We start from the raw sequence: 26278 nt of genomic DNA, 5'->3' as shown, positions 1-26278 counted from the left end.
CTGGCCGCGCGCAGCCGCAAGCGGATCAGCCTGGAAGATCTGGATGCCGCTCTGAAGGAGACCTCGGAGCTCAACCTGATCCTCAAGGGCGACAACTCCGGTACGGTCGAGGCCCTGGAAGAGGCGCTGCTCGGCATCGAGATCAGCGACGAGGTCCGGTTGCGGGTCATCGACCGCGGTGTCGGTGGTGTCACCGAGACCAACGTCAACCTGGCCTCGGCGTCGAACGCGATCATCATCGGGTTCAACGTCCGGGCCGAGGGCAAGGCCACCGAACTCGCCAACCGCGAGGGTGTGGACATCCGCTACTACTCGGTGATCTACCAGGCCATCGACGAGATCGAGAAGGCCCTCAAGGGCATGCTCAAGCCGATCTACGAAGAGGCCGAACTGGGTCGCGCCGAGATCCGCGCGGTGTTCCGCTCCTCGAAGTTCGGCAACATCGCCGGCTGCATGATCACCTCCGGGACGGTCAAGCGCAACGCTAAGGCCCGCCTGCTGCGCGACAGCGTGGTGATCGCCGATACGACGATCCAGTCGCTGCGTCGCGAGAAGGACGACGCCACCGAGGTCCGTGAGGGCTTCGAATGCGGTATGACGTTGGGCTACAACGACATCAAGGAAGGCGACATCATCGAGGCCTACGAGCTTCGGGAGAAGCCGCGCGACTGAGTCGTCCACAGTGAACGAACGTCACGTTCGGTGCAGACATCGACCGAACGTGACGTTCGTTTCGCCGGGCGCCCGTCGCGACATGTGAAGAGGTGAGCCGTTGTTCGTCGGTGCGTTGGAGTTCGACATCCTGCTCGGCGATGTGCACTCGTTGAAGGAGAAGCGGTCGGTGATCCGCCCGATACTGGCCGAACTGCAGCGCTTCGGCGTCAGCGCGGTCGAGGGCGGGGGTCACGATCAATACCGCCGCTCACAGTTGGGTGTCGCGCTGGTCAGCTCCGAGATGGGACATCTCACAGCGGTGCTGGACAAGTGTGAACGCCACGTGGCGGCCCGTCCGGAGTTACAGTTGCTGGCAGTACGCCGCCGCATCTTCGGACCCGAAGACTGAATGACAAGTGAGGAGGGCCCGCCATGGTGGATCAGGCCAGGGCACGCCGACTCGCGAAGCGGATCGTCTCGATCGTCGGGACGGCGATCGAATACGAGATCAAGGATCCGCGGCTGCGTTTCGTCACCGTCACCGATGCCAAGGTGACCGGTGACCTGCGGGAGGCGACCGTCTATTACACGGTGATGGGTGAAACCCTCGCCGCCGAACCGGATTTCGCGGGCGCCGCGGCCGGACTGGAGAAGGCCAAGGGGGTACTGCGCTCCAAGGTGGGCGCGGCCACCGGGATCAAGTTCACGCCGTCGCTGAGTTTCGTCCTCGACACCGTGCCGGATGCGGCGCGCGAGATGGAACAGCTGCTGGCGAAGGCCCGCGCGGCCGACGAGAAGGTGGCACAGGTCGCGGCCAATGCCACCCACGCCGGCGACGCCGATCCCTACAAACCCGACCCCGACGAGGAAGACTGACTGACCGCCACGGCGGTCGACGCGGTGGACGGGCCGGGCTCGCGAGGCGGTGTCCCGGGTCCGTCGCCGGAGAATCGAGCTTGGAGATGACAGCTGTGACGTCGTCGGCGGATCCGGCCGCGGCCGTCGAGGTTTTGGCGGCCGCGCGATCGGTGACCGTGCTGTGTCATGTGCAGCCGGACGCCGACACCGTCGGCAGCGGACTGGCACTGGCGCAGGTGCTGCATCGGCGCGGGGTGCCGGTGCAGGTGTCGTTCGCCGAACCGGCCGAACTTCCGGCATCGATGCGCTCGCTGCCGGGTGTGCGGTATCTGGTGCCGGCCGAACAGGTCGCGGCGCAGGTGGATGTGCTGGTCACCGTCGACTGCGGCAGTGTCGGGCGCCTCGGCGCGCTCGCGGACCGAATCGACGGCGCCGCAACCACTGTCGTGATCGACCACCATCGCTCCAACACCCGCTTCGGCGATGTGAACCTGATCGACGAGACCGCGGAGTCCACCACCAGTGTGCTGGCGCGGCTGTTCGATGCCTGGGGTGAGGAGATCGACCGGGACATCGCGCACTGCCTGTTCGCCGGTTTGGTCACCGATACGGGGTGTTTCCGCTGGGGCGGGCCGGGCACGCATCTGCTAGCCGATCGGTTGCTGGCCACCGGAATCGACGGGGCGGGAATCACGCGCACGCTGATGGACACCCATCCCTTCGGCTGGTTGCCGATGTTGTCGCGGGTGCTCGGATCGGCGCGACTGGAACCGCGCGCGGCGGGTGGCGCCGGACTCGTCTACGCCTTCGTCCACAGCGACGACTCCGACGGATTGCGGTCGGAGGAGGTGGAAAGCGTCATCGACGTCGTCCGCACCACCGCCGAGGCGGATGTGGCGGCGGTATTCAAACAATCCCGCACCGATGCCGGCTGCTGGACGGTATCGCTGCGCTCGCGCGACAGCGGTGTCGGCACCGGTGATGCCGTCGACGTCGCCCGCGTCGCGACCGGTCTGGGCGGCGGTGGCCACCGCTACGCCGCCGGCTATACGACATACGGGACGTCCGAAGACGTGGTGGCGGCTCTGCTCGCGGAATTGGCCCCCGGCCGGGAGAGCTGAGCATGGGACGCGGCGGGCAACCGGCAGCGGTTCCCGTGGACGTTCGGCACGGCCTCCGAGGTCGGGTCTGACGGCATGGTCGAGATACATCCCGAAGACGGTGTCACGGCGGTGAACACGGCCGTTGCCGGCGCTGCGCGCCACGATGCGGGTCCGCGCCGCATTTTCGGCATCGCGATCCCCACGCTGGGAGTGCTTGTCGCCGAACCGATCTACCTTCTCTTCGATATGGCGGTGGTGGGCCGGCTGGGAGCGCTGGCGCTCGCGGGGCTCGCCGTGGGTGGCTTGATCCTCGGCCAGGTCAGCACGCAGTTGACGTTCCTGAGTTACGGGACCACCGCGCGGTCCGCGCGCCGTCACGGCGCCGGTGACGAACGCGGCGCGGTTGCCGAAGGGGTGCAGGCGAGTTGGCTCGCCGTGGCGGCCGGACTGGCGATCGTCGTTGTGCTGCAGGTGTTCGCGCGACCGGTCGTGAATGTGATCGCCGGTGGCGACGATATCGCGGACGAGGCGTTGCGCTGGTTGCGGATCGCGCTGTTCGGGGTTCCGTTGATCCTGCTGACCATGGCCGGTAACGGCTGGTTGCGCGGGGTGCAGCAGACGCGGCGGCCGCTGGTGTATGTGATTGCGGGACTTCTTGTTTCGGCACTGCTCTGCCCGCTGCTGGTGCACGGCCTGCTGGGCGCGCCCCGGATGGAACTGGCCGGCTCGGCGGTGGCCAATGTGGCCGGGCAGATGGTCTCGGGCGGATTGTTCGTGGCCGCGCTGGCGCGCCGGCGGGTGCCACTGCGCCCGCATCCGCGGGTCATGCGCGCGCAGCTTGTGCTCGGCCGGGATCTGATCGTCCGGAGTCTGGCGTTCCAGGCCTGTTTCGTCTCCGCCGGAGCGGTCGCCGCCCGGTTCGGCGCCGCCTCGGTGGCCGCCCACCAGCTCGTGCTGCAGCTGTGGAATTTCCTTGCCCTGACCCTGGATTCGCTGGCCATCGCGGCACAGACCCTCACCGGTGCGGCGCTCGGCTCCGGTGACGCGGCCGGCGCGCGCGTGCTGGCCCGCCGGATCACGCTGTGGTCCACCCTTTTCGCGGTGGTGCTCGCGGTGGTCTTCGCCGCGGGATATGCCGTAGTCCCACAGATTTTCACCGACGATCCGGCGGTCCTGGACCGGGTGCATGTGATCTGGTGGTTCTTCGTGCCCCTCATTCCCGCGGCCGGAGTGGTCTTCGCACTCGACGGTGTGCTGCTGGGCGCGGGCGACGCCTCGTATCTGCGCAACACCACGATGGCCGCGGCGCTGCTGGGATTCTTGCCCGCCATCTGGCTGTCGTTGAGCTTCGACTGGGGTATCGCCGGGATCTGGTCCGGGCTGAGCGCCTTCATCCTGCTGCGGCTGCTCGCGGTGAGCTGGCGGGCGCTGTCGGGGCGGTGGGCGCGAGTCGGCAGCGAGATCCCGCGGTCGGTATGACCGAACCCCACGCGGCGCCGTATTCGGAGAGCGTGACCGGCACCCGGCGTGCGCGCTGCGGACGGTGTGCGCGGATCCGCAGCCGGGTATGTCCGCACGCGAGGGCCGGGTGTGCTCGCACGACGATGATCATGGGATGGTGGAACGGTGATGCCTAAGTTGATGGCGGTGAGCGATATCCATGTCGGTCATCAGGGGAACAAACCGGTGGTCGAGCAGATTCGCGCGGATTCGCCGGAGGACTGGCTGATCGTCGCCGGCGACGTGGGGGAGAAGACCGACGACATCCGCTGGGCGTTGCGCACCCTGCGCGAACGCTTCGCCAAGGTGATCTGGGTTCCGGGCAATCACGAATTGTGGACGACCACCAAGGATCCCGTGCAGATCAAGGGTGCACCTCGTTACGACTATCTGGTCGCCCTGTGCCGCGACCTCGATGTGGTGACCCCGGAGGACGAATTCCCGGTCTGGGAGGGCGCGGGCGCCGAACAGTACGGCGGACGGGTGACGATCGCGCCGCTGTTCATCCTCTACGACTATTCGTGGATGCCCGAGGGCGCGCACACCAAGGCCGAGGCCCTGACCATCGCCCGGGACCGCAATGTGGTCGCCACCGACGAATTCCTGCTGGCCAGCGACCCCTATCTCACGCGCGACGCCTGGTGCCGGGCCCGCGTCCAGTACAGCAAGCGCCGGCTCGACGCGCTGGAGCCCGACACCGCGGTGGTGCTGATCAATCACTTCCCGATGCTGCGCGAGCCCACCCGGATGCTGTTCTATCCGGAATTCTCGCTGTGGTGCGGCACCGAGGACACCGCCGACTGGCACACCCGCTACAACGTCGTGTGCTCGGTCTACGGCCATCTGCACATTCCGCGCACCACCTTCTACGACGGTGTCCGGTTCGAGGAGGTCTCCCTCGGCTATCCGCGTGAATGGCAGCGCCGCGGGCTCCCGGACAAACTGCTGCGCCAGATTTTGCCCGCCCCCGAATACGGTCCCGGCGACCTCAACGAATGGGGTGGCCACTTCAAGATCACGCCGGAGATGCGGGAAGCCGCCGCGGAGATGCGCCGTCTGGCCGACCGCCGCCGCGGCGTGCGCTGAGCCGGCGCGGCGTGCGCGCCGACCCGTGGTGACGAGCCGTCGTGCGGTGCGAGGGACGGCGCGTCACCACGGACGCCGGTGTCCTCCGCGGTAGTCCAGGCATGCGTTACCGGGCCGGCCCGCCCGCGGCGACTCGGTGTGCTCGCGGTAGATGCGCAAGCCCTCGCGGATCTTCCACGCGGCCCGCTCGAGCTGATTGGGGGTCAGCGCCTTGTCGAAGGCCGCCGCGTCGACGAGTTGGGCTCGTACCTGTTCCAGGTTCAGGCGTGCGTACTCCAGCGGGGTGAGCTCCATGCGCGGGAGACTACTCCACTTCGAACATACTTTCGATATCCCTGCTGCGACGGGCGGCTCTGCGGAGTCCAGCTAGGCTCGTTAGCGCAGACAAGGTCGACTCAGGAGGCGGTCATCGAGGAACAGGCGCGCGTCATCGGCAGCATTCTGCCCGCGGGAGTGGCCGCGGCGGAGCTGTTGCGGTATCCGGAGGATCTGAAACCGCATCCCGGTGAGGAACATCTGATCGCGCAGTCGGTCGAGAAGCGGCGGCGCGATTTCATCGGCGCCCGGCACTGTGCGCGGCTGGCGCTGGCCCAGCTCGGCGAGCCGCCGGTGGCGATCGGTAAGGGCGAGCGCGGGATGCCGCTGTTCCCGCGCGGGGTGGTCGGCAGCCTCACGCACTGCGACGGTTATCGGGCGGCGGTGCTGGCGCATCGGCTGCGCTGGCGGTCGGTCGGCATCGACGCCGAACCGCACGACACGCTGCCCGAGGGCGTGCTGGACTCGGTGAGCCTGCCCGCCGAACGAGATTGGCTGCGCGGCGCGATCCCCGCCACCGGACTGCATATGGACCGGCTGCTGTTCTGCGCGAAGGAGGCCACCTACAAGGCGTGGTTCCCGCTCACACAGCGCTGGCTCGGTTTCGAGGACGCCCACATCACCTTCACCGTCGACGACACCGGTACCGCCGGCGCCTTCCGCAGTGCGTTGCTGGTTCCCGGGCAGACCGTCGACGGCGGTGCGCCGCTGACCGCGTTCGACGGGCGCTGGACGATCACCGACGGGCTGATCCTGACCGCGATCGTGGCCGGCTGATGGCCGAACGCGAGGCGGTCGTCGATCCGCTCGGCGGCCTGCTGATCATCGACAAGGACGGCGGCCAGACCAGCCACGATGTGGTCGCGCGCTGCCGGAAGATCCTGCGCACCAGGAAGATCGGCCACGCCGGCACCCTCGACCCGATGGCCACCGGCGTGCTGGTGCTCGGCGTCGAGCGCGCCACCAAACTGCTCGGCTTGCTGAGCCTCACCACCAAGTCCTATACGGCGACCGTTCGCCTCGGCCAGGCCACCGTCACCGACGATGCCGAGGGGGAGGTGCTGGCCACCATCCCCGCCGCCCATGTCGCCGCCGCCGATATCGCCGCCGCCGTCGCCGCGCTCACCGGCGATATCGAGCAGGTGCCCTCCACGGTCAGCGCGATCAAGGTCAACGGTGAACGGGCGTACGCGCGCGCCCGGGCCGGCGAGCAGGTGGAACTGGCCGCCCGGCCGGTCACGGTCTCCCGGTTCGACATTCTGGGTCGTCACGATATCGATACCGGTGCAACGACATTCGTCGATCTGGATGTCGAGGTCGACTGTTCCTCGGGCACCTACATCCGTGCGCTGGCCCGCGATCTGGGCACCGCGCTGGGGGTCGGTGGACATCTGACCGCCTTGCGCCGCACCCGGGTCGGCCCGTTCACGCTCGAACACGCCCGCACCCTGAATCAGCTCGCCGACGATCCGAGCCTGAATCTCGACGTCGATGCCGCGGTGCGTCTTGCCTTCCCGCATCGGGAGATCGACGCCGACCAGGCCGAATCACTGCGCGACGGACGCTGGCTGGACCCGGTCGGCGTGCGCGGTGTGCACGCGGCCACGACCGCCGACGGCCGGACCATCGCCCTGCTGGAAGAAAAGGGGAAGCGCTCCTCGCCGGTCTTCGTGGTGCGCCCGCGCGGGCTCATCGACTGAGGCGGCGGCTACTCCTCGCCACCGGCCTGCTCCCGGAGCCGTTCGACGGCATCGCGCATATGCCCGGCCAGCAATTCGCGAACATACTCCGGCGGGCCGGCGGCGATCGCCTCACGGAGCGCGATGTGTTCACGGACCTGCTCGCCGAGGTCGGTATAGGTGGTCTGCAACGCGCCCAGGCACATGCGCGTCTCGATCAGGAGGGTCCGTGCCGCGCGCACCAGCCGCGGACTGTCGGCGCTGGTCACCAGGGCCTGGTGGAAGGCGTGGTCGGCTTCGGTGACGCCGGTGGCATCACCCCGCGCGGCGCAGGCCCGCATGTCGGCGACACTGGAATCCAGTGCCGTGTAGGCGATCTCGCGGCGGCCGTCCAAAATCAGATCCAGCGCGCCGCCCTCGATCGCGGTGCGGGCCCGGTAGATGTCGACGACGTCGTCGAGACTCAGTTCGATGACGAAGATGCCGCGGTGGCGCACACTGTGCAGCAGCCCCTCCGAGACCAGTCGCTGCATGGCCTCGCGCACCGGCCCGCGGGAGACGTCGAATTGCGTGGCCAGATCGGCCTCGACCAGCTGGGTACCGGGCGCGACCGTGCCGTGCATGATCGCCGTGCGCAGCCGGTCGGCGATCATTTCCGCCGTGGACTGCCGATTCACGGGTTCGAACTCAATCACCGACATGAATCGGCCTTTCCGAGAAGAGCGTTCCGAGCCTCGGTCCGGACGGCGGCGACACGGCGGGTAGATCCGCCAGTCGCAGACCCTGCCAGACGGTGACCTGGTTCGCGGTGAGTACCGGCTTGCCGAGCGCTGTTTCCAGCTCCGGAAGCAGTTGTATCGTATGCATCGCGGTATCCGGAACGAGCAACGCCTCGGCGTCGGGGTGGTCGTTCGCCGCCGCCAGCGCCAAGACCTGCTCCGGGGTGAGGGTGCCCACTTCGGCGGCGGTGTCGATTCCCGCGCTCGACATCGAGACCACCCGGATATCCGCCGCGGCGAGGAAGTCCACGAACAGGGCGGCCACCTCGTCCGGATAGCTGGCGCATACCGCGACGTCGCGGACGCCGATCGCGCGCACCGCGTCCACGAACGCGAAACTGGTACTCGACGCGGGGACTCCGCAGTCGCGGGCGAGCCGGTCCACCTGATCGCGCGCCCCCTGCGGGCCGTAGACGAAACTGCCCGACGTGCATGCCCACATCACGGCCCGTGGTGTGCAGGGCGCGAGCAGTCGCGCACCTTCGCGCAACTTCTCCGGACTGCCGAGATCGAGCAGCTCCGGCACCGCGTGCAGATCGGTGCCGTAGATGTGTGCGACTCGCAGATCCACGCCGAGTTGTGCTGCGGCCCAGGGGTATTCGTCCTCGGCGGCGTGGTCGGGGTAGATGAAGCCGACGGTCGGTATCCGTTGCACAGCGCCTCCTAGAAAACGTTCTGCAGCCATTTGCCGGGGCCCATCATCGGCAGTTTCATTCGTCCCAGGCAGGCCCACATGGTCAGTTGGTTGGCGGTCAGGACCGGCTTGCCGAGAAGTCGTTCCAGCGGTTCGACCAGGTCGTAGGTGGGGAGGTTGGTGCAGCTGACGAAGATGGCCTGGGCGGCGGGATCGTCGGCGGCCATGATGCGTTCGGCGATGGTGCGGTAGCCGACCTTCCAGATGCCGCCACCCAGTCCGAGGTGGTCCGACCGCAGCACCTCACAGCCGGCCTCGTGCAGGAACTCGTGCAGTTTCCCGGTGAGGATGTCGTCGTAGGGCGTGATGACCGACAGCCGGGACAGTTGCAGTTTGCGCACCGCCTCGATCAGCGCGCCGGAGGTGGTGATCGCGTCCCGGGCGCCGGCCCGGCAGATGGTGTCGCGCAGCGACCGCTCGTAGGCCAGTCCCTTGATGAAACTGCCCGAAGTGCACAGATAGGCGATGACCTCGGGCTCGACGTGCAGGACGTTGCGGGTGGCGGCGGTGAGATGCGCTGCGTCGGACACCAATTCGGCCATTTCGAGAGAGACCGGCACCGGTTCGTACGGCGTGCGCGCGAGATGCAGGCTCACCTCGAGCGGTGCCCACCGCCACAGTTCGCGTTCCAGTGCCAGGTCGAACGGCGCGATGATCCCGATACCTCGTTGCGCGACAGGTCCGTCCAACTCGGGAAAATTCAGTTCCACGAGGGCCCCTCTCGCGTTCGGGCGACGAACCTCCGCACACAATCGGATTGTTGACAAGCATACGATGGGTTTTTAGCCTGTCAATATGAACGCGGGCCCAGTTGTCACCGTCTTGCACGACGGCGTCGAGCCCGACGCGGCATATCTGCGTCCGGTCTCGGAGCAGGCCACCGTTCGCTTCGCCGACAATGCGGAACTTGCGGACGCGCTGCCCGGCGCCGAGGCGTTGTTCGTCTACGACTTCCAGAGCACCGCGCTGCCCGGCGCCTGGCATCGCGCCGACCGGTTGCGCTGGGTTCATGTCGGAGCCACCGGCGTCGATGCCGTGATGTTCGACGCGCTGATCGACAGCGATGTGCTGGTGACCAACACGCGCGGCCTGTTCGATCAGCCCATCGCGGAATACGTGCTGGCACAGATCCTCGCCTTCGCCAAGGATCTGCCCGGATCCCTGCGTCTGCAGCAGCGCCACCGGTGGCACCATCGCGAATCCGAGCGCGTCGCCGGAGCCGCGGCGCTGGTGGTCGGCACCGGCTCCATCGGGCGCGCCATCGCCCGCCTGCTGCGGGCCGCCGGTATGCGGGTTCGCGGGCTGGGCCGCACCGCCCGCACCGGCGATCCCGACTTCGGGACCGTCGCCACCGATCTGCACGCCGAACTACCCGGCGCCGACTACGTGATCTGCGTGGCGCCGCTGACGCCGCAGACCCGGCATCTGTTCGACGCGCGCGCGTTCGCGGCGATGAAACCGCATGCGCGTTTCATCAATGTGGGCCGGGGGGAATCGGTCGTCACCGACGATCTGGTCGCCGCGCTGCGCGGTGGCGCGCTCGCCGGTGCGGCGCTGGACGTGGTCGATCCGGAACCGCTGCCGGCCGGTCATCCGCTGTGGGATCTGCCGAATGTGGTTGTCACCCCGCACAACAGCGGTGACTTCATCGGCTGGCGGCCGGAGATCGTCGCCGCGTTCACCGACAACTTCCAGCGCTGGATCACCGGTCAGCCCTTACAGAATGTGGTCGACAAGAAGCTGGGTTACGTGCCCAGCTGAAGGGAGTCACGATGGCCCACCCCGGAACCGGGACCGACCCCGCGGCGATGACCGCGGCCGAGTTGGCCTCCGCCTATTCGGCCGGGGCGTTGTCTCCCGTCGAGGCCACGCAGGCGGCGCTGGACGCGATCGCCGCGCGCGACGACGCCCTCAACGCCTACTGCCTGGTCGACTCCGAGCGAGCGTTGATCCAGGCCAAGGAATCCGAAATCCGCTGGCACAACGGACATGCGCAGGGACTGCTCGACGGCGTGCCGATCTCGATCAAGGACGTCTTCCTCACCCAGGGATGGCCCACCCTGCGCGGCTCGACCTCCATCCGGCCGGATGCGCCGTGGCCGGTCGACAGCCCCGCGACCGCGCGGCTGCGCGAGGACGGGCTGGTCTTCCTGGGCAAGACCACCACGCCCGAGCTCGCCTGGAAGGCGACGACCGACAGCGCGCTCACCGGTATCACCCGCAATCCGGTGGATCCCGCTCTGACGTCCGGCGGTTCCTCCGGCGGTTCGGCGGTGGCGGTCGCGGCCGGGATGGGGCCGGTGTCGATCGGCACCGACGGCGGCGGCAGTGTGCGGATTCCCGCGTCGTTCTGCGGTGTCGTGGGTTTCAAGCCCACCCACGGACGCATTCCGCTGTATCCGGCCAGTCCGTTCGGACCGCTGGCACATGCCGGGCCCATCGCCCGAACGGTGGAAGATGTGGCGTTGTTGATGGACATCCTGTCGCTGCCGGATCCGCGGGATCCGACCGCGGGCGCACCGCCGCTGACGACCTTCCGGGGTGAACTCCAGCGCGAGGTGCGCGGAGCGACGGTCGGCTATTCGGCGAATCTCGGCTTCGCCCAAGTGGATCCGGAGATCGCGGCGGTCGTCGCGGCGGCCGTGCGGAAGCTGGACGAGGCCGGCCTGCGGGTGGTGGAGGCGGATCCGGGTTTCCCCGATCCGCGCGAGGCGTTCGAACGGATGTGGGCGGCCGGTGCGGCAACCCTGCTGTCGACCTTCCCGCCGGGTACGCGCGACCGCGTCGATCCCGGACTGGGAGCCATGTGGGATCGCGGTCTGGCGCTCGGCGCGGTCGATTATCTGAACGCCCGCGCGGTGGCCGCCGAGATCGGAATCGCCATGGGCGCCTTCCACACCGTCTACGACGTGCTGATCACACCGACGATGCCGATCACCGCCTTCGAGGCCGGATACGATGTGCCGCCGGGCAGTTCGATGGACAGCTGGCCGCAGTGGACGCCTTTCACGTATCCGTTCAACCTCACCCAGCAACCGGCGATCAGCATTCCGGCGGGCACGACCGCGGCGGGAATGCCGGTGGGATTGCAGATCGTCGGGCCGCGCCACTCCGACGATTTCGTCCTGGCCCTGGCCCGCTTCGCCGAAGTGGTATTGGGCTGACACACGAACGGCCCGGGCTCGAGGCCCGGGCCGTTCGCGCGTTCACTCCGAAATTCGCGCGAAGGACAGGGTTTCGCCCTCCACCCCGCGTAGCCACAGGGCGTTGCATGCCGCGGCCAGTTCGGGCAGGCCCTCTTCGATGGTCGCGAACACGTTCCCGGGCACCCAGCCCATATCGCCGTTGATCAGCAGGTTGTTGCGGTCGTAGAACAGGGCCAGGTCGGTGGCGCCCTGCTCGGCGTGCGCGGCCGAACCGGGTTCGTAGCCGTAGGCCGGATTGCCGATCTCCCACGGTTCGAAATCGAAGAGGCAGACGTCGCCGGGAATCGGTGTGACCGTGGGATTTTCGCGATGCGGGGCCGCAGTGATGCGCGGCACCAGGGTGTACACCTCGTTGCGCGCGTACTTGGCGTGGAACGCGTCGCCCTCCTGGGGCAGGGCGTCCCAGACCGCCGCGCAGGTGCGGGGTGCCTGGTCGTCCAGCAGTCGCGCCCGGCAGCGCACGCCGGCCTTGGTGAGGGTGATGGTGAGGTATCGGGCCATCGGGATCTCCTGTTCCGATCGGATGCCGGTGTGGCGCTACAGTTCGTCGAGCACTCCGTTCCAGAGCGCCAGTGCCTCGTCGACCTGTTCGGAAGTCACGATCAGCGGCGGGATCATCCGCACGACATTGCTGTAGGCGCCGCAGGTCAGCAGGAGCAGGCCACGCTGCGCCGCCAGCTGCTGCGCGGCCGCAGCCGTCGCGGTGTCGGGGTCACCTGTGGCCGTGGTGAATTCGCTTCCGACGAGCAGTCCCAGGCCGCGCACATCACCGATCGCCTTGGTGGCCGCGGCCCGCGCTCCGGCCAGCAGTTGCGTGCCGCGGGCGGCGGCGTTGTCCACGAGCCCTTCCGATTCGATGACGTCGATCGTGGCGACCGCGGCCGCGCACGCCACGGCGTTGCCGCCGTAGGTGCCGCCCTGGGACCCGGGCCAGGCTTTGGCCATCAGTTCCTGCGGCGCGGCGATTCCGGACAGCGGAAATCCGCTCGCCAATCCCTTGGCGATGGTGATGACATCGGCCCGCACGTCGAAATGCTGATGTCCGAAGAACTTTCCGGTGCGCCCGAAACCGGTCTGGATCTCGTCGAAGATCAGCAGGATGCCGTGCCGATCGGCGCGTTCGCGCAGGCCCTGGAAGAACCGGGTGTTGCCCGGGATGTAGCCGCCCTCGCCGAGCACCGGCTCGACGATGAAGGCGGCCGTCTCGGCCGGGGCGGTGAGTGTGGTGAGGAGGTAGTCGAGCTCGCGCAGGGCGAAGTCGGTGGCTTCCTCCTCCGACCAGCCGTAGCGGTAGGCGGTGGGGAACGGCGCCACATGTACGCCACCCATCAGCGGGCTGAAGCCGGCCGAGAACCGGGTTCCGGAGGTGGTCATGGTCGCGGCGGCGACCGTGCGGCCGTGGAAGCCGCCGTGGAAGACCACCACGTTCGGCCGGCCGGTGGCCTGCCGGGCCAGCCGCAGCGCCGCCTCCACCGCTTCGCTTCCGGAATTGGCGAAGAACACCGAATCCAGATGCGCGGGAAGCACATCGGCGAGTCGTTCGGTCAGTCGGAGCAGCGGCCGGTGCATGACCGTCGTGTACTGGCCGTGGATGAGGCTGCCGATCTGTTCGCGCGCGGCCTCCACCACCCGCGGATGACAGTGGCCGGTGCTGGTGACGCCGATCCCGGCGGTGAAGTCGAGGTACCGGCGCCCGTCGGTGCCGTACAGGTAGCAGCCCTCGCCGTGGTCGACGGTGACCGGCGTGGCCTGCCGGAGAACGGGGGAAAGTGCAGTCATGGTGATCCGCCTCCCGGCGACGGGGAAATCCGGCATGCGTCGGCCGGATTCTTATTGTCGGATTGTTGACAATGTGTATAACATGACCGCGATGGTGACGGCAATGACAGCGCTGATCCGAGATGCTGTTCCGAGCTGAGGGGCGAGCGATGACGCACACCGTGACGAAATCGGACGAGGCTACGATCGCCGCGATCGACAGCGTGCCGACCGGCCTGTTCATCGGCGGCCGATGGCGCGAGACCGCCGCGCGGCTGCCGGTCGAGGATCCGGCCACCGGGCAGACGCTGACCGCGGTCGCCGACGCCGCGCCCGAGGACGGCGTCGCCGCGCTGGCCGCCGCCGCTGGGGCGCAGGCCGCCTGGGCGGATGTGCCCGCACGAACCCGGTCCGAGATTCTGATGCGCGCCCATCGGGCGCTGCTCGACGACACCGAGCGGCTCGCCCGCATCGCCACCGCCGAGATGGGCAAGCCGCTGGCCGAGGCGCGCGGCGAGGTCGCGTACGCGGCGGAGTTCTTCCGCTGGTTCGCCGAGGAGGCGGTGCGGCTGGATGGTGGATACATGCCGGCGCCGGCCGGCGGGTCCCGCTTCGTGGTGGCGCGCCGGCCGGTGGGGCCGAGCATCCTGATCACCCCGTGGAATTTCCCGATGGCGATGGCGACCCGCAAGATCGGCCCGGCGCTGGCCGCGGGCTGCGCATGTGTGGTCAAACCCGCCGAGCAGACGCCGCTGTGCACTCTCGCGATCGCCGAAATACTATCCGCCGCAGGCGTTCCCGACGGGGTGGTCAATGTCGTGACGACCTCCGATCCGGCGGCGGTGACCGGCGCGATGATCGCCGACTCCCGCTCGCGCAAGCTGTCGTTCACCGGATCGACCGCGGTCGGCAAGATCCTGCTGGAACAGTGCGCGAAGTCGGTCATGCGCACCTCGATGGAACTGGGCGGCAACGCACCCCTGATCGTGTTCGACGACGCCGATCTCGACACCGCGGTCGAAGGGGCGCTCGCGGCGAAGATGCGCAACATCGGTCAGGCCTGCACCGCGGCGAACCGGATCTATCTGCAGCGCGGCATCGCCGAGGAGTTCACCCGCCGCTTCACCGAGAAGATGGCGGCGCTGCCGATGGGACGCGGCGCCGACCCGGGCGTGGTGGTCGGACCGCTGATCGACGCCGCCGCGGTGGCGAAGGTGTCGGAACTGGTCGCCGACGCGCGTCGGCGCGGCGCCACCGTACTGCTCGGTGGAACCGCTGCCGAGGGACCCGGATACTTCTATCCGCCTACGGTGCTGGCCGGCGTCCCGGACGACGCCGCGATGTTCGGCACCGAAATCTTCGGTCCCGTAGCGGGTTTGGCCGTCTTCGACACTGAGGACGAGGTGATCGAACGCGCCGACGACACCCCGTACGGACTGGTGGCGTACGTGTTCACGGAGAATCTGCGGCGCGGATTGCGGGTGAGCGAGGCGCTCGACACCGGAATGGTCGGACTCAATCAGGGCGTGGTGTCCAATCCCGCGGCGCCGTTCGGCGGGGTGAAAGAATCGGGTCTCGGACGCGAGGGAGGCTTCGGCGGTATCGACGAATTCCTGGAGACCAAATACATCGGTGTGGCACTGTGATGCCGATGTATCGCATTGCCACCATCCCCGGCGACGGTATCGGCGTGGACGTCACGGCCGAGGCGGTCAAGGTTCTCGACGCGGTGCTGCCCGGTATCGCCTGGACCGAATTCGACTGGTCCTGTGAGCAATATCTGCGCACCGGCGCCATGATGCCCGACGACGGTCCGCAGCAGTTGGCCGACTTCGACGCGATTCTGCTCGGCGCCGTGGGATTTCCCGGTGTCGCCGACCATATTTCGCTGTGGGGCCTGCTGATCCCGCTGCGCCGCGCCTTCGGGCAGTACGTGAATCTGCGCCCGGTCCGGCTGCTGCCCGGCACCGAATCCGCGTTGCGCGGGCGCGGCGCGGACGATCTCGACATTCTCATCGTGCGGGAGAATTCCGAGGGCGAGTATTCCGCGATCGGCGGAATGCACAACCCGGGGCGGCCCGACGAATTCGTGGTTCAGGAATCGATATTCACCCGTACCGGATGTGAACGCATCATCCGGTACGCGTTCGAACAGGCACGCCGCCGCGACCGCAGATTGTGTTCGGCCACCAAATCCAACGGGCTTATTCATTCGATGCCGTACTGGGACAGCGTGTTCGAGCGGATCGCCGCCGAATATCCCGACGTCGAGACGCGGCAGATGCACGTCGACGCGCTGGCGGCCGAGATCGTGCTGCATCCGGATCGGCTCGACGTGATCGTCGGTTCGAATCTGTTCGGCGACATCCTCTCCGACCTCGCCGCCGCCGTGACCGGAGGGCTCGGGCTCGCCCCGTCGGGAAACATCAACCCCGAACGCGACGCGCCCTCGATGTTCGAGGCGGTGCACGGCAGCGCGCCCGATATCGCGGGGATGGGTATCGCCGATCCGGTGGCGCAGATCCTCGCCGGCGCGATGATGCTCGATCACCTGGGCGAATCCGCGGCGGCCGCGGCCGTCGACCGCGCGGTCTGCGATGTGCTGGCCGCGGGCAAGGCCCGCACACCGGATCTGGGTGGTACGGCGACGACGGCCGACCTCGGCACCGCGATCGCGGAGCGGGCCGCGGCGCTCGTCACGCCCTAGGGGCGGCGATACGCAAGGGGAGATCCCGTCCTGGGGCGCTGCGGTGTCCGGCGAGTGTCGATGGCCGGTGCGTTTCGGTGGCCGGTCAGGATGTCAGCCAGATCGCTTCTGCCGCAGGGCTTCCCAGGTCGATGGTCTGCTCGCCGATCCGCACGGCGATGGTGCCGGCGAAATCGCGTCGCTCCACCACGGTGATCACGGTGTCCAATGCGATGCCGACCGAATCGAAATACCGCAGCATGGCGGGATCGAAATCGGAGATGCGCGCCACCCGGCCGGATTGTCCGGCCTGGAAGTCGCTGAGCTGGTGGGCGGGCGGGGTGGGGACCGCGCCGTCGACGGAGGGAATCGGGTCGCCGTGCGGATCGCGGTCCGGATGGCCGAGTTTGGCGTCGATGCGTTCGACCAGCGTCTCCGACACCGCGTGCTCGAGCACCTCGGCCTCGTCGTGCACCTCGTCCCAGCCGTAGCCGAGCTCGCTGACCAGGAACGTTTCGATCAGCCGGTGACGGCGCACCATGGCGACGGCGGCCCGGCGGCCGTTGTCGGTCAGGGTGATGGCGCCGTAGCGGGCGTGTTCGACCAGGCCCTGATCGGCGAGTTTGCGCACCGCCTCCGACACCGTCGACGCCGACACCCCGATCCGCTCGGCCAGCAATTTGGTCGACACCTTCTCCTGCGACCACTCCTGCGCGCTCCAGATCACCTTCAGATAATCCTGAGCGACCGACGACAGGGAGGGAGCCACATTCGCCGCGCGCCCGGCCGCGCCCCCATCGGGTTGTGACGCAGCGGAATCTGCCAGCTCACGCCGGGTGGCGACATCACGTTTTCCGGGCACGTATCGAGCTTAGCGGGGGGAGCGACGCGGCCGGAGAAGGCAGCCTGCGTAACCGCGGAGGCCGCCGCGCACCTCGCCGATCAGGTCAGCCGGAGCGACGCGGCCGGAGAAGGCAGCCTGCGTAACCACGCGGGCCGGTGCGGGTGGGTGACGGTCGGGTGAACAACCGCCCCGCCGAATCCCGGTTCGTGACCGTGCTTGCGTAGGCTTCGGTGTGTGCAGAGATGGCGAAGTCTCGAGGAAATGCCACCGGACTGGGGCCGGTGTGTGCTCACCATCGGCGTGTTCGACGGTGTGCACCGCGGTCACGCCCAATTGATCAGCCGTGCGGTGAAATCCGCTGCGGTGCGCGGTGTTCCCTCGGTTCTCATGACCTTCGACCCGCATCCGATGGAAGTGGTGCGTCCCGGATCGCATCCGGCGCAGCTCACCACGCTGACCCGGCGCGCGGAACTGGTCGAGGAACTCGGTATCGATGTGTTCCTGGTGATGCCGTTCACCCAGGACTTCATGAAACTCACCCCGGGCCGCTACGTGCACGACCTGCTGGTCGAGAAGCTGCATGTCGCCGAGGTCGTGGTGGGCGACAACTTCACTTTCGGCAAGAAGGCGGCCGGGACCGTGGAGACGATGCGCGAGCTGGGCGGCCGGTTCGGTTTCGAGGTCGACGGCGTGAGGCTGATCGGCGAACACGCGGTCACCTTCTCCTCCACCTACATCCGCGCCTGTGTCGACGCCGGTGACATGGCCGCGGCCGCCGACGCGCTCGGCCGTCCGCACCGGGTCGAGGGTGTCGTGGTCCACGGCGACGGTCGCGGTCGCGAACTCGGTTTCCCGACCGCCAACGTGGCTCCGCCGATGCATGCGGCGATCCCGGCCGACGGTGTGTACGCGGGGTGGTTCACCGTGCTGGCCGCCGGTGAGACGGTCGGCGTGACGCGTCCGGGCAAGCGGGCCATGGCCGCGATCTCGGTGGGTACCAATCCGACCTTCTCCGGCCGAACCCGTACCGTCGAGGCCTTCGTCCTGGACACCGAGGCGGATCTGTACGGCCAGCATGTCGCGGTGGATTTCGTCCAGCATCTGCGCGGTATGCGCCGCTTCGACTCGATCGACGATCTGGTCCGCGCGATGGGCGAAGACGTCGAGCAGACGCGGCAGGTGCTCGCCGCCGCCGAGGCGGGCGAAGCCCAGCGCTGAGCGAATCCGCTGCACAGGGCGGGCCGGCCGGATCGAGGTCCGGGTCGGCCCGATTCGGTCCGGCCGCGCCGATCCGGTAGGCTGGCTCGTCGGGTCTGCTGCGGTCCGCGGTGGCGCCCGCCCGGGATTTCCCGGTTTCCTCGAGCGCGGACTGAGAATCAAGGAGTGTTTCGTGGCTCTGACCACCGAGCAGAAGTCGGCCATCCTCAAGGAGTACGGCCTGCACGAGAAGGACACCGGTTCGCCGGAGGCCCAGATCGCGCTGCTGTCCAAGCGGATCTCCGACCTGACCGAGCACCTGAAGGTGCACAAGCACGATCACCACACCCGCCACGGCCTGCTGGGTCTGATCGGTCGCCGTCGGCGGCTGTCGAAGTACCTGCAGGACAAGGACATCGAGCGCTACCGTTCGCTGATCGAGCGGCTCGGGCTGCGGCGTTGATCTGTTCGCGCCCGCACGGACGCGAGACAGACGCGCTGACAATCACAGGTAGTTAACGCGCAGCCGATGGGGAGGCATAGAATCTCCCCGTCGGCTAGTCGTATATCGGCACCGCACCAGCCGTATGCACCCGCACGCGTGGCGTCGGTCTTCGGTAGTGGCCTTTCGGCGAGAGTTGCCGGCGGGCTTCGATCGATGACCGCCTCCGCGTCGCCGGTTCCATGGGGGATCGGCCGGGTGTCGCGCCACAGCCAGGAGGGCTGTCGCGCGCCCGAACCCGGGTACGGCTGCCCCTGTGCAGGGAAGCCGCTGCCTTCGGGCAGGGCGTAACAGCGCAGGGACACCCAGCCGGATCGCGCCGCGAGGGCGTTCGATCCGGCGAGACGAGAGGTTGAGACAGAAATATGACCGAATCCCAGACGAGCTCCGCCATCGAGGTCGAACCCGGTGTGTTCGAATCGGTGGCCCTGATCGACAACGGGAGCTACGGCACCCGCACCGTCCGGTTCGAGACCGGGCGTCTGGCGAAGCAGGCCGCCGGCTCCGTCGTCGCCTACCTGGACGACGAGACCATGCTGCTGTCGGCCACCACGGCCGGTAAGCACCCCAAGGACCAGTTCGACTTCTTCCCGCTGACGGTCGACGTCGAGGAGCGCATGTACGCCGCGGGCCGCATCCCCGGCTCGTTCTTCCGTCGCGAGGGCCGCCCCTCCACCGACGCGATCCTGACCTGCCGCCTGATCGACCGTCCGCTGCGCCCGTCGTTCGTCGACGGCCTGCGCAACGAGATCCAGGTCGTGGTCACGGTGATGAGCCTGGATCCCAACGATCTCTACGACGTGGTCGCCATCAACGCGGCCTCGGCCTCGACTCAGATTGCGGGACTGCCGTTCTCGGGTCCGGTCGGCGGTGTGCGGGTGGCCCTGATCCAGGGCCAGTGGGTCGCGTTCCCGACCGTCGAGCAGCTCGAAGAGGCCGTGTTCGACATGGTCGTCGCCGGCCGCGTCGTCGAATCCGGCGATGTCGCGATCATGATGGTCGAGGCCGAGGCGACCGAGAAGGTCATCGCACTGGTCGAGGGCGGTGCTCAGGCGCCGACGGAAACCGTTGTGGCCGAAGGCCTCGAGGCGGCCAAGCCGTTCATCGCGCGACTGTGCAAGGCGCAGGCGGACCTGGCGGCGCTGGCCTCCAAGCCCACCGAGGAGTTCCCGCTCTTCCCGCCGTACGAGGCCGACGTCTACACCGCGGTCGAGGGCACCGCGAAGAACCCGCTGGGCGAGGCGCTGTCGATCGCCGGCAAGCAGGAGCGCGAGGAGCGCATCGACGAGATCAAGCTCGAGGTGCTCTCGGCGCTGGCCGAGGACTTCGAGGGCCGCGAGAAGGAGATCGGCGCGGCGTTCCGCTCGGTCACCAAGAAGCTTGTGCGCCAGCGCATCCTGTCCGACGGCTTCCGTATCGACGGGCGTGGCCTGGCCGACATCCGGGCGCTGTCCGCCGAGGTCGCCGTGGTGCCGCGGGCGCACGGTTCGGCGCTGTTCGAGCGCGGTGAGACCCAGATCCTGGGCGTCACCACCCTCGACATGGTGAAGATGGCCCAGCAGGTCGATTCGCTCGGTCCGGAGACCAGCAAGCGCTACATGCACCACTACAACTTCCCGCCGTTCTCCACCGGTGAGACCGGCCGCGTCGGCTCGCCCAAGCGGCGCGAGATCGGCCACGGCGCGCTCGCCGAGCGGGCGCTGGTGCCGGTGCTGCCGAGCCAGGAGGAGTTCCCCTACGCCATCCGTCAGGTGTCGGAAGCGCTGGGCTCCAACGGATCCACCTCGATGGGTTCGGTGTGTGCCTCGACGCTGTCGCTGCTGAACGCGGGTGTGCCGCTGAAGTCGCCGGTCGCCGGTATCGCCATGGGTCTGGTGTCCGACGAGGTCGCCGGCGACAACGGTGAGTCGGAGACCCGCTACGTCGCGCTGACCGACATCCTCGGCGCCGAGGACGCCTTCGGTGATATGGACTTCAAGGTCGCCGGTACCCGTGACTTCGTCACCGCGCTGCAGCTGGACACCAAGCTCGACGGCATTCCGTCGAAGGTGCTGGCGGGTGCGCTGAACCAGGCTCGCGACGCGCGCCTGACCATCCTGGACGTGATGGCCGAGGCCATCGCCACCCCGGACGAGATGAGCCCCTACGCGCCGCGCGTCACCGCGATCAAGATCCCGGTCGACAAGATCGGCGAGGTGATCGGGCCCAAGGGCAAGGTCATCAACCAGATCACCGAGGACACCGGCGCCAACATCTCCATCGAGGACGACGGCACCGTGTTCGTCGGCGCGACCGACGGCCCGTCGGCGCAGGCCGCGATCGACGCGATCAACGCCATCGCCAACCCGCAGCTGCCGAAGGTCGGCGAGCGCTTCCTGGGCACGGTCGTCAAGACCACCGCCTTCGGCGCGTTCGTCTCGCTGCTGCCGGGCCGCGACGGTCTGGTGCACATCTCGAAGCTGGGCAACGGCAAGCGGGTGGGCAAGGTCGAGGACGTGGTGAACGTCGGCGACAAGATCCGCGTCGAGATCGCCGATATCGACAACCGCGGCAAGATCTCGCTGGTCCCGGTGTCGGAGGAGGACAGCGCGGAGACCGCTGCTCCGGCCGCCGACGAGGCTCCGGCTGCAGCCGAGGCCGCGGCCGAGTAAATAGTTGGATGTGACGAAGAAGAAGTCCTCGGCGCGCGCCGCGAAGCCCTCGGTTTCGACGCGCGCGCCGGGCAGCACAGCTCGCGCGCCGAAGACGAAGCAAGCCTCGCGCGCGAGGACTCCGGCGAAGACCCCCAGCGCCGACGCCCCCTTGCTCGCCCTCGAGCAGGGGGGCTCTTCGCTGGTGCTCGCCGAGGACGGTTCGTTCTCCGACACGGGCGTGCGGCGTACGGTACTGCCCGGCGGATTGCGGGTGGTCACCGAACATGTGCCCGGCGTGCGATCGGCATCGATCGGTGTCTGGGTGGGTGTGGGTTCGCGCGACGAGGGCCCCACCGTGGCCGGCGCCGCGCACTTCCTGGAACACCTGCTGTTCAAGGCGACCCCGACCCGGACAGCGCTGGACATCGCCGAGGCCGTCGACGCGGTCGGCGGAGAACTCAACGCGTTCACCGCCAAGGAGCAGACCTGCTACTACGCGCACGTGCTGGACGACGATCTGCCGCTCGCGGTCGACGTCGTCTCCGATGTGGTGCTGAACGGACTGTGCCGTCCGATCGACGTCGACGTGGAACGCCAGGTGGTGCTCGAGGAGATCTCGATGCGCGACGACGATCCGGAGGACCTGGTCGGCGACTCGTTCCTGACCGCGCTGTTCGGCGATCATCCGATCGGGCGGCCGGTGATCGGCACCGTCGACTCGATCGAGCAGATGACGGCCGCGCAGCTGCGCGGGTTCCATCTGCGGCGCTACCGTCCGGACCGGATGGTGGTGGCGGTGGCCGGCAACATCGAGCACGAACACACCGTGGAGCTGGTGCACCGCGCGTTCGCCGACCGGCTCGATCCGTTGCGGGAACCGGCGCCGCGCCGGGAGGGCCACTTCCGCAAGCGCACCTCACCGCAGCTGCAGTGGACCTACCGCGACAGCGAGCAGGCGCATCTGGTGTTCGGGGTGCGCGCGTTCGGCCGGCACGAAGGGCATAAGCGCTGGCCGCTGTCGGTGCTGAACACCGTGCTCGGCGGCGGGCTCAGTTCCCGTCTCTTCCAGAAGATCCGGGAAGAACGCGGCCTGGCGTATTCGGTGTACTCCAGTGTCGACACCTTCGCCGACACCGGCGCGTTCTCGGTCTATCTGGGGTGTCAGCCGGAGAACCTGGCCGAGGTGACGACGTTGGCGCGCGAGGTGCTCGAAGAGGTGGCCGCGAACGGGATCACCGACGCCGAATGTGCACGGGCCAAGGGCTCGTTGCGCGGCGGGCTGGTGCTGGGTCTCGAGGATTCCGGCTCCCGGATGAACCGTATCGGCCGCAGTGAACTCAGCTACGGCAATCACCGCAGCGTCTCGGAGACGCTGGCCCGCATCGATGCCGTCACCACCGCGGAGGTCTCCGCGATCGCCCGCACCCTGCTGGCGCGGCCGTACGCGGCCTCGGTGGCGGGCCCGTATCGGCGCGCGCGCGATCTGCCCGGTGCGGTGAAGCGATTGGTGGACTGAGTCAGTCGCGCGGTGCGGCGCCGGAGTCGCCCGCGCGATTGGCGGCGCCCACCACCGCCGCGAGCAGTCCGGGCAGGGCGTGGTCGACCTCCTCGGAGCGCAGCCGGGCATAGGTCTGGCCGTCGGCGACGATGCGTTCGGTGACCCCGGCCTCGCGCAGGATCTTCAGGTGGTGGGTCGCGGTCGATTTGTTGATGGTGTCGTAGAGCATGCCGCAGCGCACCGGGCCGCCGGCATTGCTGAGCCTGCGCACCATCTCGAGTCGTACCGGGTCGTGCAGGGCACCGAGCACCTCTTGCACGGTGGCGACCGGATGAGATTCCACGGTCTTGTTGCTATCGCTCATGATCTTTCTCACGGGAAATTCGGTTTGATGGGAATCAAACCATCGCTACGGTGGTTGAGTTCGATCGCAATCAAACTTACCTGATGGAGAGAATCGATGGCCGCAACTGTCACGGTCGCACCGGCCCAGCGGACCACGCAGTCCTGGGCCTATGCACTGATTCTGGTCGCCAGTGGAGTAGCGCTCGGTGTGTCCGGTGTGCCCGCCCCGCTCTACGGCCTGTACCAGAAGGAATGGCATTTCTCGCCGCTGACCACCACCATCGTCTTCGCCGTCTACGCCGTCGCCGCCCTGGCCGCGGTGCTGGTATCGGGCAAGATCTCCGACGTGGTCGGCCGCAAGCCGGTGCTGCTGGGCGCGCTCGCCACGATGGTGATCGGGCTGGTCGTCTTCCTGTTCGCCGACAACGTCGCGATGCTGCTGGTGGCCCGGGCGCTGCACGGTGTGGCCGTCGGCGCCACCGTGGTCGCCGGGGCGGCGGCACTGCTGGATCTGCGTCCGCAGCACGGTGCGCGATCGGGACAGCTGACCGGTGTGGCCTTCAATGTCGGTATGGCCGTGGCCATTCTGGGTTCGGCACTGCTGGCGCAGTACGTCCCACATCCGCTGCGCACGCCGTATGTGGTGATCACGGTGTTCTGCCTGCTGATCGGCGTCGGCGTGGTGGTGATGACCGAAACTCACACCGCCCGGATGTCGGGTCCGATCCGGATCGCGAAACCCGCCGTGCCGCAGGAGATCCGGGCCGACTTCTGGTTCTCGGCGCTCGGCGTGATGGCGGCCTGGTCGGTGCTCGGTGTGCTGCTGTCGCTGTATCCCTCGCTGGCCGCGGAGAAGACCGGCGTGCACAATCTGGTCTTCGGCGGTGCCGTGGTCGCCTCCACCGCGACGGCCGGGGCGCTGGCTCAGCTGTTCGCGACCGCGATTCCGGCGCGTCGCGCGGCCGTCGGCGGTGACACCGGGATGGCGATCGCGCTGCTGCTGACCATTCCGGCGCTGGCGACCCACAACTGGGTGGTCGTCCTGCTGGCCGGGGTCCTGCTCGGCACCACCTTCGGCCTGGGCTTCGGCGGATCGCTGCGGCATCTGTCGAATGTGGTGCCGCAGCACAAGCGCGGCGAGACCATGTCCGCCTACTACCTGCTGGCCTATACCGCGATGGCGCTGCCGACCGTCCTGGCAGGCTGGGCCGCCACCCGGTGGGGGATGGGCACGATCTTCCCGTGGTTCGTCGTGGTGGTCGCGCTGGCGTGCCTGACCGCGGCCGCGATCGGTGTGCGGGGGAGTCGCGCGGCAAACTGATCGCCGCGAAACAGGTTGGCGGACAAGACGATGCGGCGTTCACCCGAACCGTGGGCGCCATACTGTCTGTATGCGGCCTCGGCCGAGTCGCATCAGGCTGTGACGAAGTGAAATTCTCGCTACCATGCGCACATGGCTCGACGGGGGACATTTCTGCAGCGGCAAGCTCAGCGGATGCAGCGCTCGGCGCTGTTGGTGTCGGTCGTCTCGGTTGTTCTGGGCGGCTTGGCGATTGCGGGAATCGTCTGGTGGGCACTGTGGCTGGTGCTCGGCGCGAAGGCCGATACACCGAACCAATTGGATCTGACCAAGATTGCGTTGTCGGTCTCGGCCGGCGTCGGCGCCGCTGTGGCCTTGGTGGTTGCCTATCGGAAGCAGCGCGATGACGAGCGCGGACGCTTCGCCCAGCTCTTCGGTGCGGCGGCCGCGCAACTCGGCAGCGCCGATGTGGCGGTGCGTATCGCGGGTGCATACGCTATGGCCGGCGTTGCTGACGAGTTTTCGACCGGTGGTCGGCGGCAGCAATGTATCGACGTGCTGTGCGGGTATCTGCGGTTGCCCTACGACCCCTCCGACGGTGGCACACATCTGATCTCGCGCAAGGAGAAGGTTGACGCAGCGGGTACAGAGGTAGAGCGGCTGTATCAGCTGCGTCAGAACGATCGCGAGGTGCGGCGCACGATCGTGGCGGTCATCGCGTCGCGGCTGCGCCGCCAGGCCGAAATCTCCTGGTCGACGTACAACTTCAATTTCGATGATGCCGTGCTGGAAGATGTGAACTTCCGTGGCGCGAGATTCGTCGGAAAACACACTCATTTCCGCGGCACTCGTTTCACCGGCAGCCGCTCGGCGGACTTCACCGAAGCCGAGTTCACCGGCCAGCACGTCACCTTCCATGCCGCGACGTTCGACAGTGATGCGGTGTTTCGGAAGGCTCGATTCGTTACCACAGCACATTCGGACCATAGCTCCAGAGCCGGAACGAGCTTCGTGGATGCCGTGTTCAATCGACGTGCCGACTTCAGGAAAGCCGAATTCGCCGGGCCGGAAACGAGATTCACCCGCGCGCGTTTCGCCGGGAAACTCACATCGTTCACCGGGGCCCACTTCGCGGCCGACACCACGACCTTCCGGGATACCCACTTCGCATGCGACCGGACGTACTTCGACGACGTCCACTTCGTGGGCGAGCGCACGAGCTTCGACGACACCGTGATCGGCGGGTCGCGGATCACGTTCACCAACACCCGTTTCGATGCCACCCGCACGGTATTCGACAACGCCCGCATCGGTAGCGAGCACGGTTCGGTGCACGCCGACTTCCGTGGCGTCACCTGTCGCGGCAGCGTGTCGACAGAGGGTGCTGCGATTCCCGGCTGCCCGTTCGGTCTTGCGGCGCCGGAGGAGACGCCGGCACCGGGGGACGCGCGAGATACCGACGGCGCCGGCCCGGTCGTGGCGGGACAACCGGACGCATGAGTAACTGCGCCGGTTCTCACCCCGTCCGTTCCGGCGCTCGGTTAACCGGTCCGGGTTGGTCCGGGCCCGGTGTTCGCGAGGCTTTCGCTGTCATCCGGCCCAGTGATCGATGCGTCCGGCTCCGACGGTGAATCGGAGGCA

Annotated in this window: 26 protein-coding genes; 18 read left to right on the top strand and 8 right to left on the bottom strand. The window is 68.1% G+C overall.

Translation table 11 applies throughout. The annotated features are described in order from the left end of the window. The 6 genes from IRT45_RS24280 to IRT45_RS24255 all read left to right on the top strand — a co-directional run. On the top strand, positions 1-672 hold a 672-nt coding region (locus IRT45_RS24280), incomplete at its 5' end, for a translation initiation factor IF-2 (RefSeq protein ID WP_255535595.1). 100 nt (positions 673-772) lie between these two features. Next, positions 773-1063 carry a DUF503 domain-containing protein gene (locus IRT45_RS24275; protein ID WP_194808191.1) on the top strand — a complete coding sequence of 97 codons (291 nt, stop codon included), beginning with the start codon at positions 773-775 and terminating at the stop codon, positions 1061-1063. 23 nt (positions 1064-1086) lie between these two features. Beyond that, the gene (gene rbfA, locus IRT45_RS24270) at positions 1087-1530 is read left to right on the top strand and encodes a 30S ribosome-binding factor RbfA (RefSeq protein ID WP_030513162.1); all 444 of its coding nucleotides are present in this window, start codon (positions 1087-1089) and stop codon (positions 1528-1530) included. 86 nt (positions 1531-1616) lie between these two features. Beyond that, positions 1617-2633, top strand: coding sequence for a bifunctional oligoribonuclease/PAP phosphatase NrnA (locus tag IRT45_RS24265; RefSeq protein WP_194808190.1), 1017 nt, complete (start codon positions 1617-1619; stop codon positions 2631-2633). 111 nt (positions 2634-2744) lie between these two features. Continuing rightward, positions 2745-4094 carry an MATE family efflux transporter gene (locus IRT45_RS24260; RefSeq protein ID WP_309241130.1) on the top strand — a complete coding sequence of 450 codons (1350 nt, stop codon included), beginning with the start codon at positions 2745-2747 and terminating at the stop codon, positions 4092-4094. 147 nt (positions 4095-4241) lie between these two features. Further along, the gene (locus IRT45_RS24255; protein ID WP_086007265.1) at positions 4242-5201 is read left to right on the top strand and encodes a metallophosphoesterase; all 960 of its coding nucleotides are present in this window, start codon (positions 4242-4244) and stop codon (positions 5199-5201) included. Positions 5202-5264: 63 nt separating this feature from the next. Here the strand turns inward: IRT45_RS24255 and IRT45_RS24250 are convergent, their stop codons facing one another. Then, positions 5265-5495: a DUF6374 family protein gene (locus IRT45_RS24250; protein ID WP_194808188.1), complete on the bottom strand. Its 231-nt coding sequence runs from the start codon at positions 5493-5495 to the stop codon at positions 5265-5267. Positions 5496-5654: 159 nt separating this feature from the next. Between IRT45_RS24250 and npt the strand changes: the two genes are divergently transcribed. Together npt and truB are read left to right on the top strand one after the other, a co-directional pair. Then, a complete protein-coding gene (npt, locus tag IRT45_RS24245) occupies positions 5655-6293 on the top strand; it encodes a 4'-phosphopantetheinyl transferase Npt (protein ID WP_375540147.1) in 639 nt (212 codons plus the stop codon). Continuing rightward, positions 6293-7216, top strand: coding sequence for a tRNA pseudouridine(55) synthase TruB (truB, locus tag IRT45_RS24240; protein ID WP_194808187.1), 924 nt, complete (start codon positions 6293-6295; stop codon positions 7214-7216). The genes npt and truB overlap by 1 nt, the downstream gene beginning before the upstream one ends. A gap of 8 nt (positions 7217-7224) precedes the next feature. Here the strand turns inward: truB and IRT45_RS24235 are convergent, their stop codons facing one another. From IRT45_RS24235 to IRT45_RS24225, 3 genes are read right to left on the bottom strand one after another with little or no spacing between them, the layout of a single operon-like run. Continuing rightward, a complete protein-coding gene (locus IRT45_RS24235) occupies positions 7225-7896 on the bottom strand; it encodes a GntR family transcriptional regulator (protein ID WP_194808186.1) in 672 nt (223 codons plus the stop codon). Further along, positions 7883-8620, bottom strand: a complete 738-nt coding sequence (locus IRT45_RS24230) for a maleate cis-trans isomerase (protein ID WP_309241132.1) — start codon at positions 8618-8620, stop codon at positions 7883-7885. The genes IRT45_RS24235 and IRT45_RS24230 overlap by 14 nt, the downstream gene beginning before the upstream one ends. A gap of 17 nt (positions 8621-8637) precedes the next feature. Continuing rightward, complete coding sequence (locus IRT45_RS24225) at positions 8638-9378, bottom strand: Asp/Glu/hydantoin racemase (RefSeq protein ID WP_039779557.1); 741 nt, start codon at positions 9376-9378, stop codon at positions 8638-8640. 85 nt (positions 9379-9463) lie between these two features. On the opposite strand from IRT45_RS24225, the gene IRT45_RS24220 reads away from it, so the two are divergent. Then, positions 9464-10429, top strand: a complete 966-nt coding sequence (locus IRT45_RS24220) for a D-2-hydroxyacid dehydrogenase (protein WP_194808184.1) — start codon at positions 9464-9466, stop codon at positions 10427-10429. Positions 10430-10440: 11 nt separating this feature from the next. Further along, on the top strand, positions 10441-11832 hold the full coding sequence (locus IRT45_RS24215) for an amidase (protein WP_228534886.1): 1392 nt from the start codon (positions 10441-10443) through the stop codon (positions 11830-11832). Positions 11833-11874: 42 nt separating this feature from the next. Here IRT45_RS24215 and IRT45_RS24210 read toward each other — a convergent pair whose 3' ends face one another. Both IRT45_RS24210 and IRT45_RS24205 read right to left on the bottom strand, forming a co-directional pair. Beyond that, positions 11875-12375, bottom strand: a complete 501-nt coding sequence (locus tag IRT45_RS24210; protein WP_194808183.1) for a DUF3830 family protein — start codon at positions 12373-12375, stop codon at positions 11875-11877. A gap of 36 nt (positions 12376-12411) precedes the next feature. Beyond that, complete coding sequence (locus tag IRT45_RS24205; RefSeq protein WP_194808182.1) at positions 12412-13653, bottom strand: aspartate aminotransferase family protein; 1242 nt, start codon at positions 13651-13653, stop codon at positions 12412-12414. Between the two features lie 149 nt (positions 13654-13802). On the opposite strand from IRT45_RS24205, the gene IRT45_RS24200 reads away from it, so the two are divergent. Together IRT45_RS24200 and IRT45_RS24195 are read left to right on the top strand one after the other, a co-directional pair. Further along, the gene (locus IRT45_RS24200; RefSeq protein ID WP_194808181.1) at positions 13803-15278 is read left to right on the top strand and encodes an NAD-dependent succinate-semialdehyde dehydrogenase; all 1476 of its coding nucleotides are present in this window, start codon (positions 13803-13805) and stop codon (positions 15276-15278) included. Beyond that, positions 15278-16339, top strand: a complete 1062-nt coding sequence (locus IRT45_RS24195) for a tartrate dehydrogenase (protein WP_228534920.1) — start codon at positions 15278-15280, stop codon at positions 16337-16339. The genes IRT45_RS24200 and IRT45_RS24195 overlap by 1 nt, the downstream gene beginning before the upstream one ends. Before the next feature lie 85 nt (positions 16340-16424). Here the strand turns inward: IRT45_RS24195 and IRT45_RS24190 are convergent, their stop codons facing one another. After that, a complete protein-coding gene (locus IRT45_RS24190) occupies positions 16425-17087 on the bottom strand; it encodes a metal-dependent transcriptional regulator (protein WP_051042822.1) in 663 nt (220 codons plus the stop codon). A gap of 309 nt (positions 17088-17396) precedes the next feature. Between IRT45_RS24190 and IRT45_RS24185 the strand changes: the two genes are divergently transcribed. The 4 genes from IRT45_RS24185 to IRT45_RS24170 all read left to right on the top strand — a co-directional run bounded on the left by IRT45_RS24185 (position 17397) and on the right by IRT45_RS24170 (position 23010). Further along, complete coding sequence (locus IRT45_RS24185; protein ID WP_194808179.1) at positions 17397-18380, top strand: bifunctional riboflavin kinase/FAD synthetase; 984 nt, start codon at positions 17397-17399, stop codon at positions 18378-18380. 172 nt (positions 18381-18552) lie between these two features. Further along, positions 18553-18822 carry a 30S ribosomal protein S15 gene (rpsO, locus tag IRT45_RS24180; RefSeq protein WP_036503331.1) on the top strand — a complete coding sequence of 90 codons (270 nt, stop codon included), beginning with the start codon at positions 18553-18555 and terminating at the stop codon, positions 18820-18822. 404 nt (positions 18823-19226) lie between these two features. After that, positions 19227-21512 (top strand): polyribonucleotide nucleotidyltransferase, encoded by a 2286-nt coding sequence (locus IRT45_RS24175; RefSeq protein ID WP_194808178.1) that lies wholly within the window; start codon positions 19227-19229, stop codon positions 21510-21512. A gap of 181 nt (positions 21513-21693) precedes the next feature. Next, positions 21694-23010 (top strand): pitrilysin family protein, encoded by a 1317-nt coding sequence (locus IRT45_RS24170; RefSeq protein WP_228534913.1) that lies wholly within the window; start codon positions 21694-21696, stop codon positions 23008-23010. Position 23011: 1 nt separating this feature from the next. Here IRT45_RS24170 and IRT45_RS24165 read toward each other — a convergent pair whose 3' ends face one another. Further along, complete coding sequence (locus tag IRT45_RS24165; RefSeq protein ID WP_194808177.1) at positions 23012-23356, bottom strand: helix-turn-helix transcriptional regulator; 345 nt, start codon at positions 23354-23356, stop codon at positions 23012-23014. Positions 23357-23452: 96 nt separating this feature from the next. On the opposite strand from IRT45_RS24165, the gene IRT45_RS24160 reads away from it, so the two are divergent. Continuing rightward, positions 23453-24658, top strand: a complete 1206-nt coding sequence (locus IRT45_RS24160) for an MFS transporter (RefSeq protein ID WP_194808176.1) — start codon at positions 23453-23455, stop codon at positions 24656-24658. Positions 24659-24790: 132 nt separating this feature from the next. Beyond that, positions 24791-26137 carry a pentapeptide repeat-containing protein gene (locus tag IRT45_RS24155; RefSeq protein ID WP_194808175.1) on the top strand — a complete coding sequence of 449 codons (1347 nt, stop codon included), beginning with the start codon at positions 24791-24793 and terminating at the stop codon, positions 26135-26137. The last annotated feature ends 141 nt before the right edge of the window (positions 26138-26278 follow it).

This window comes from Nocardia sp. BSTN01, assembly GCF_015354405.1.
Taxonomy (GTDB): domain Bacteria; phylum Actinomycetota; class Actinomycetes; order Mycobacteriales; family Mycobacteriaceae; genus Nocardia.
This window is presented reverse-complemented; position numbering and strand designations above follow the sequence as displayed.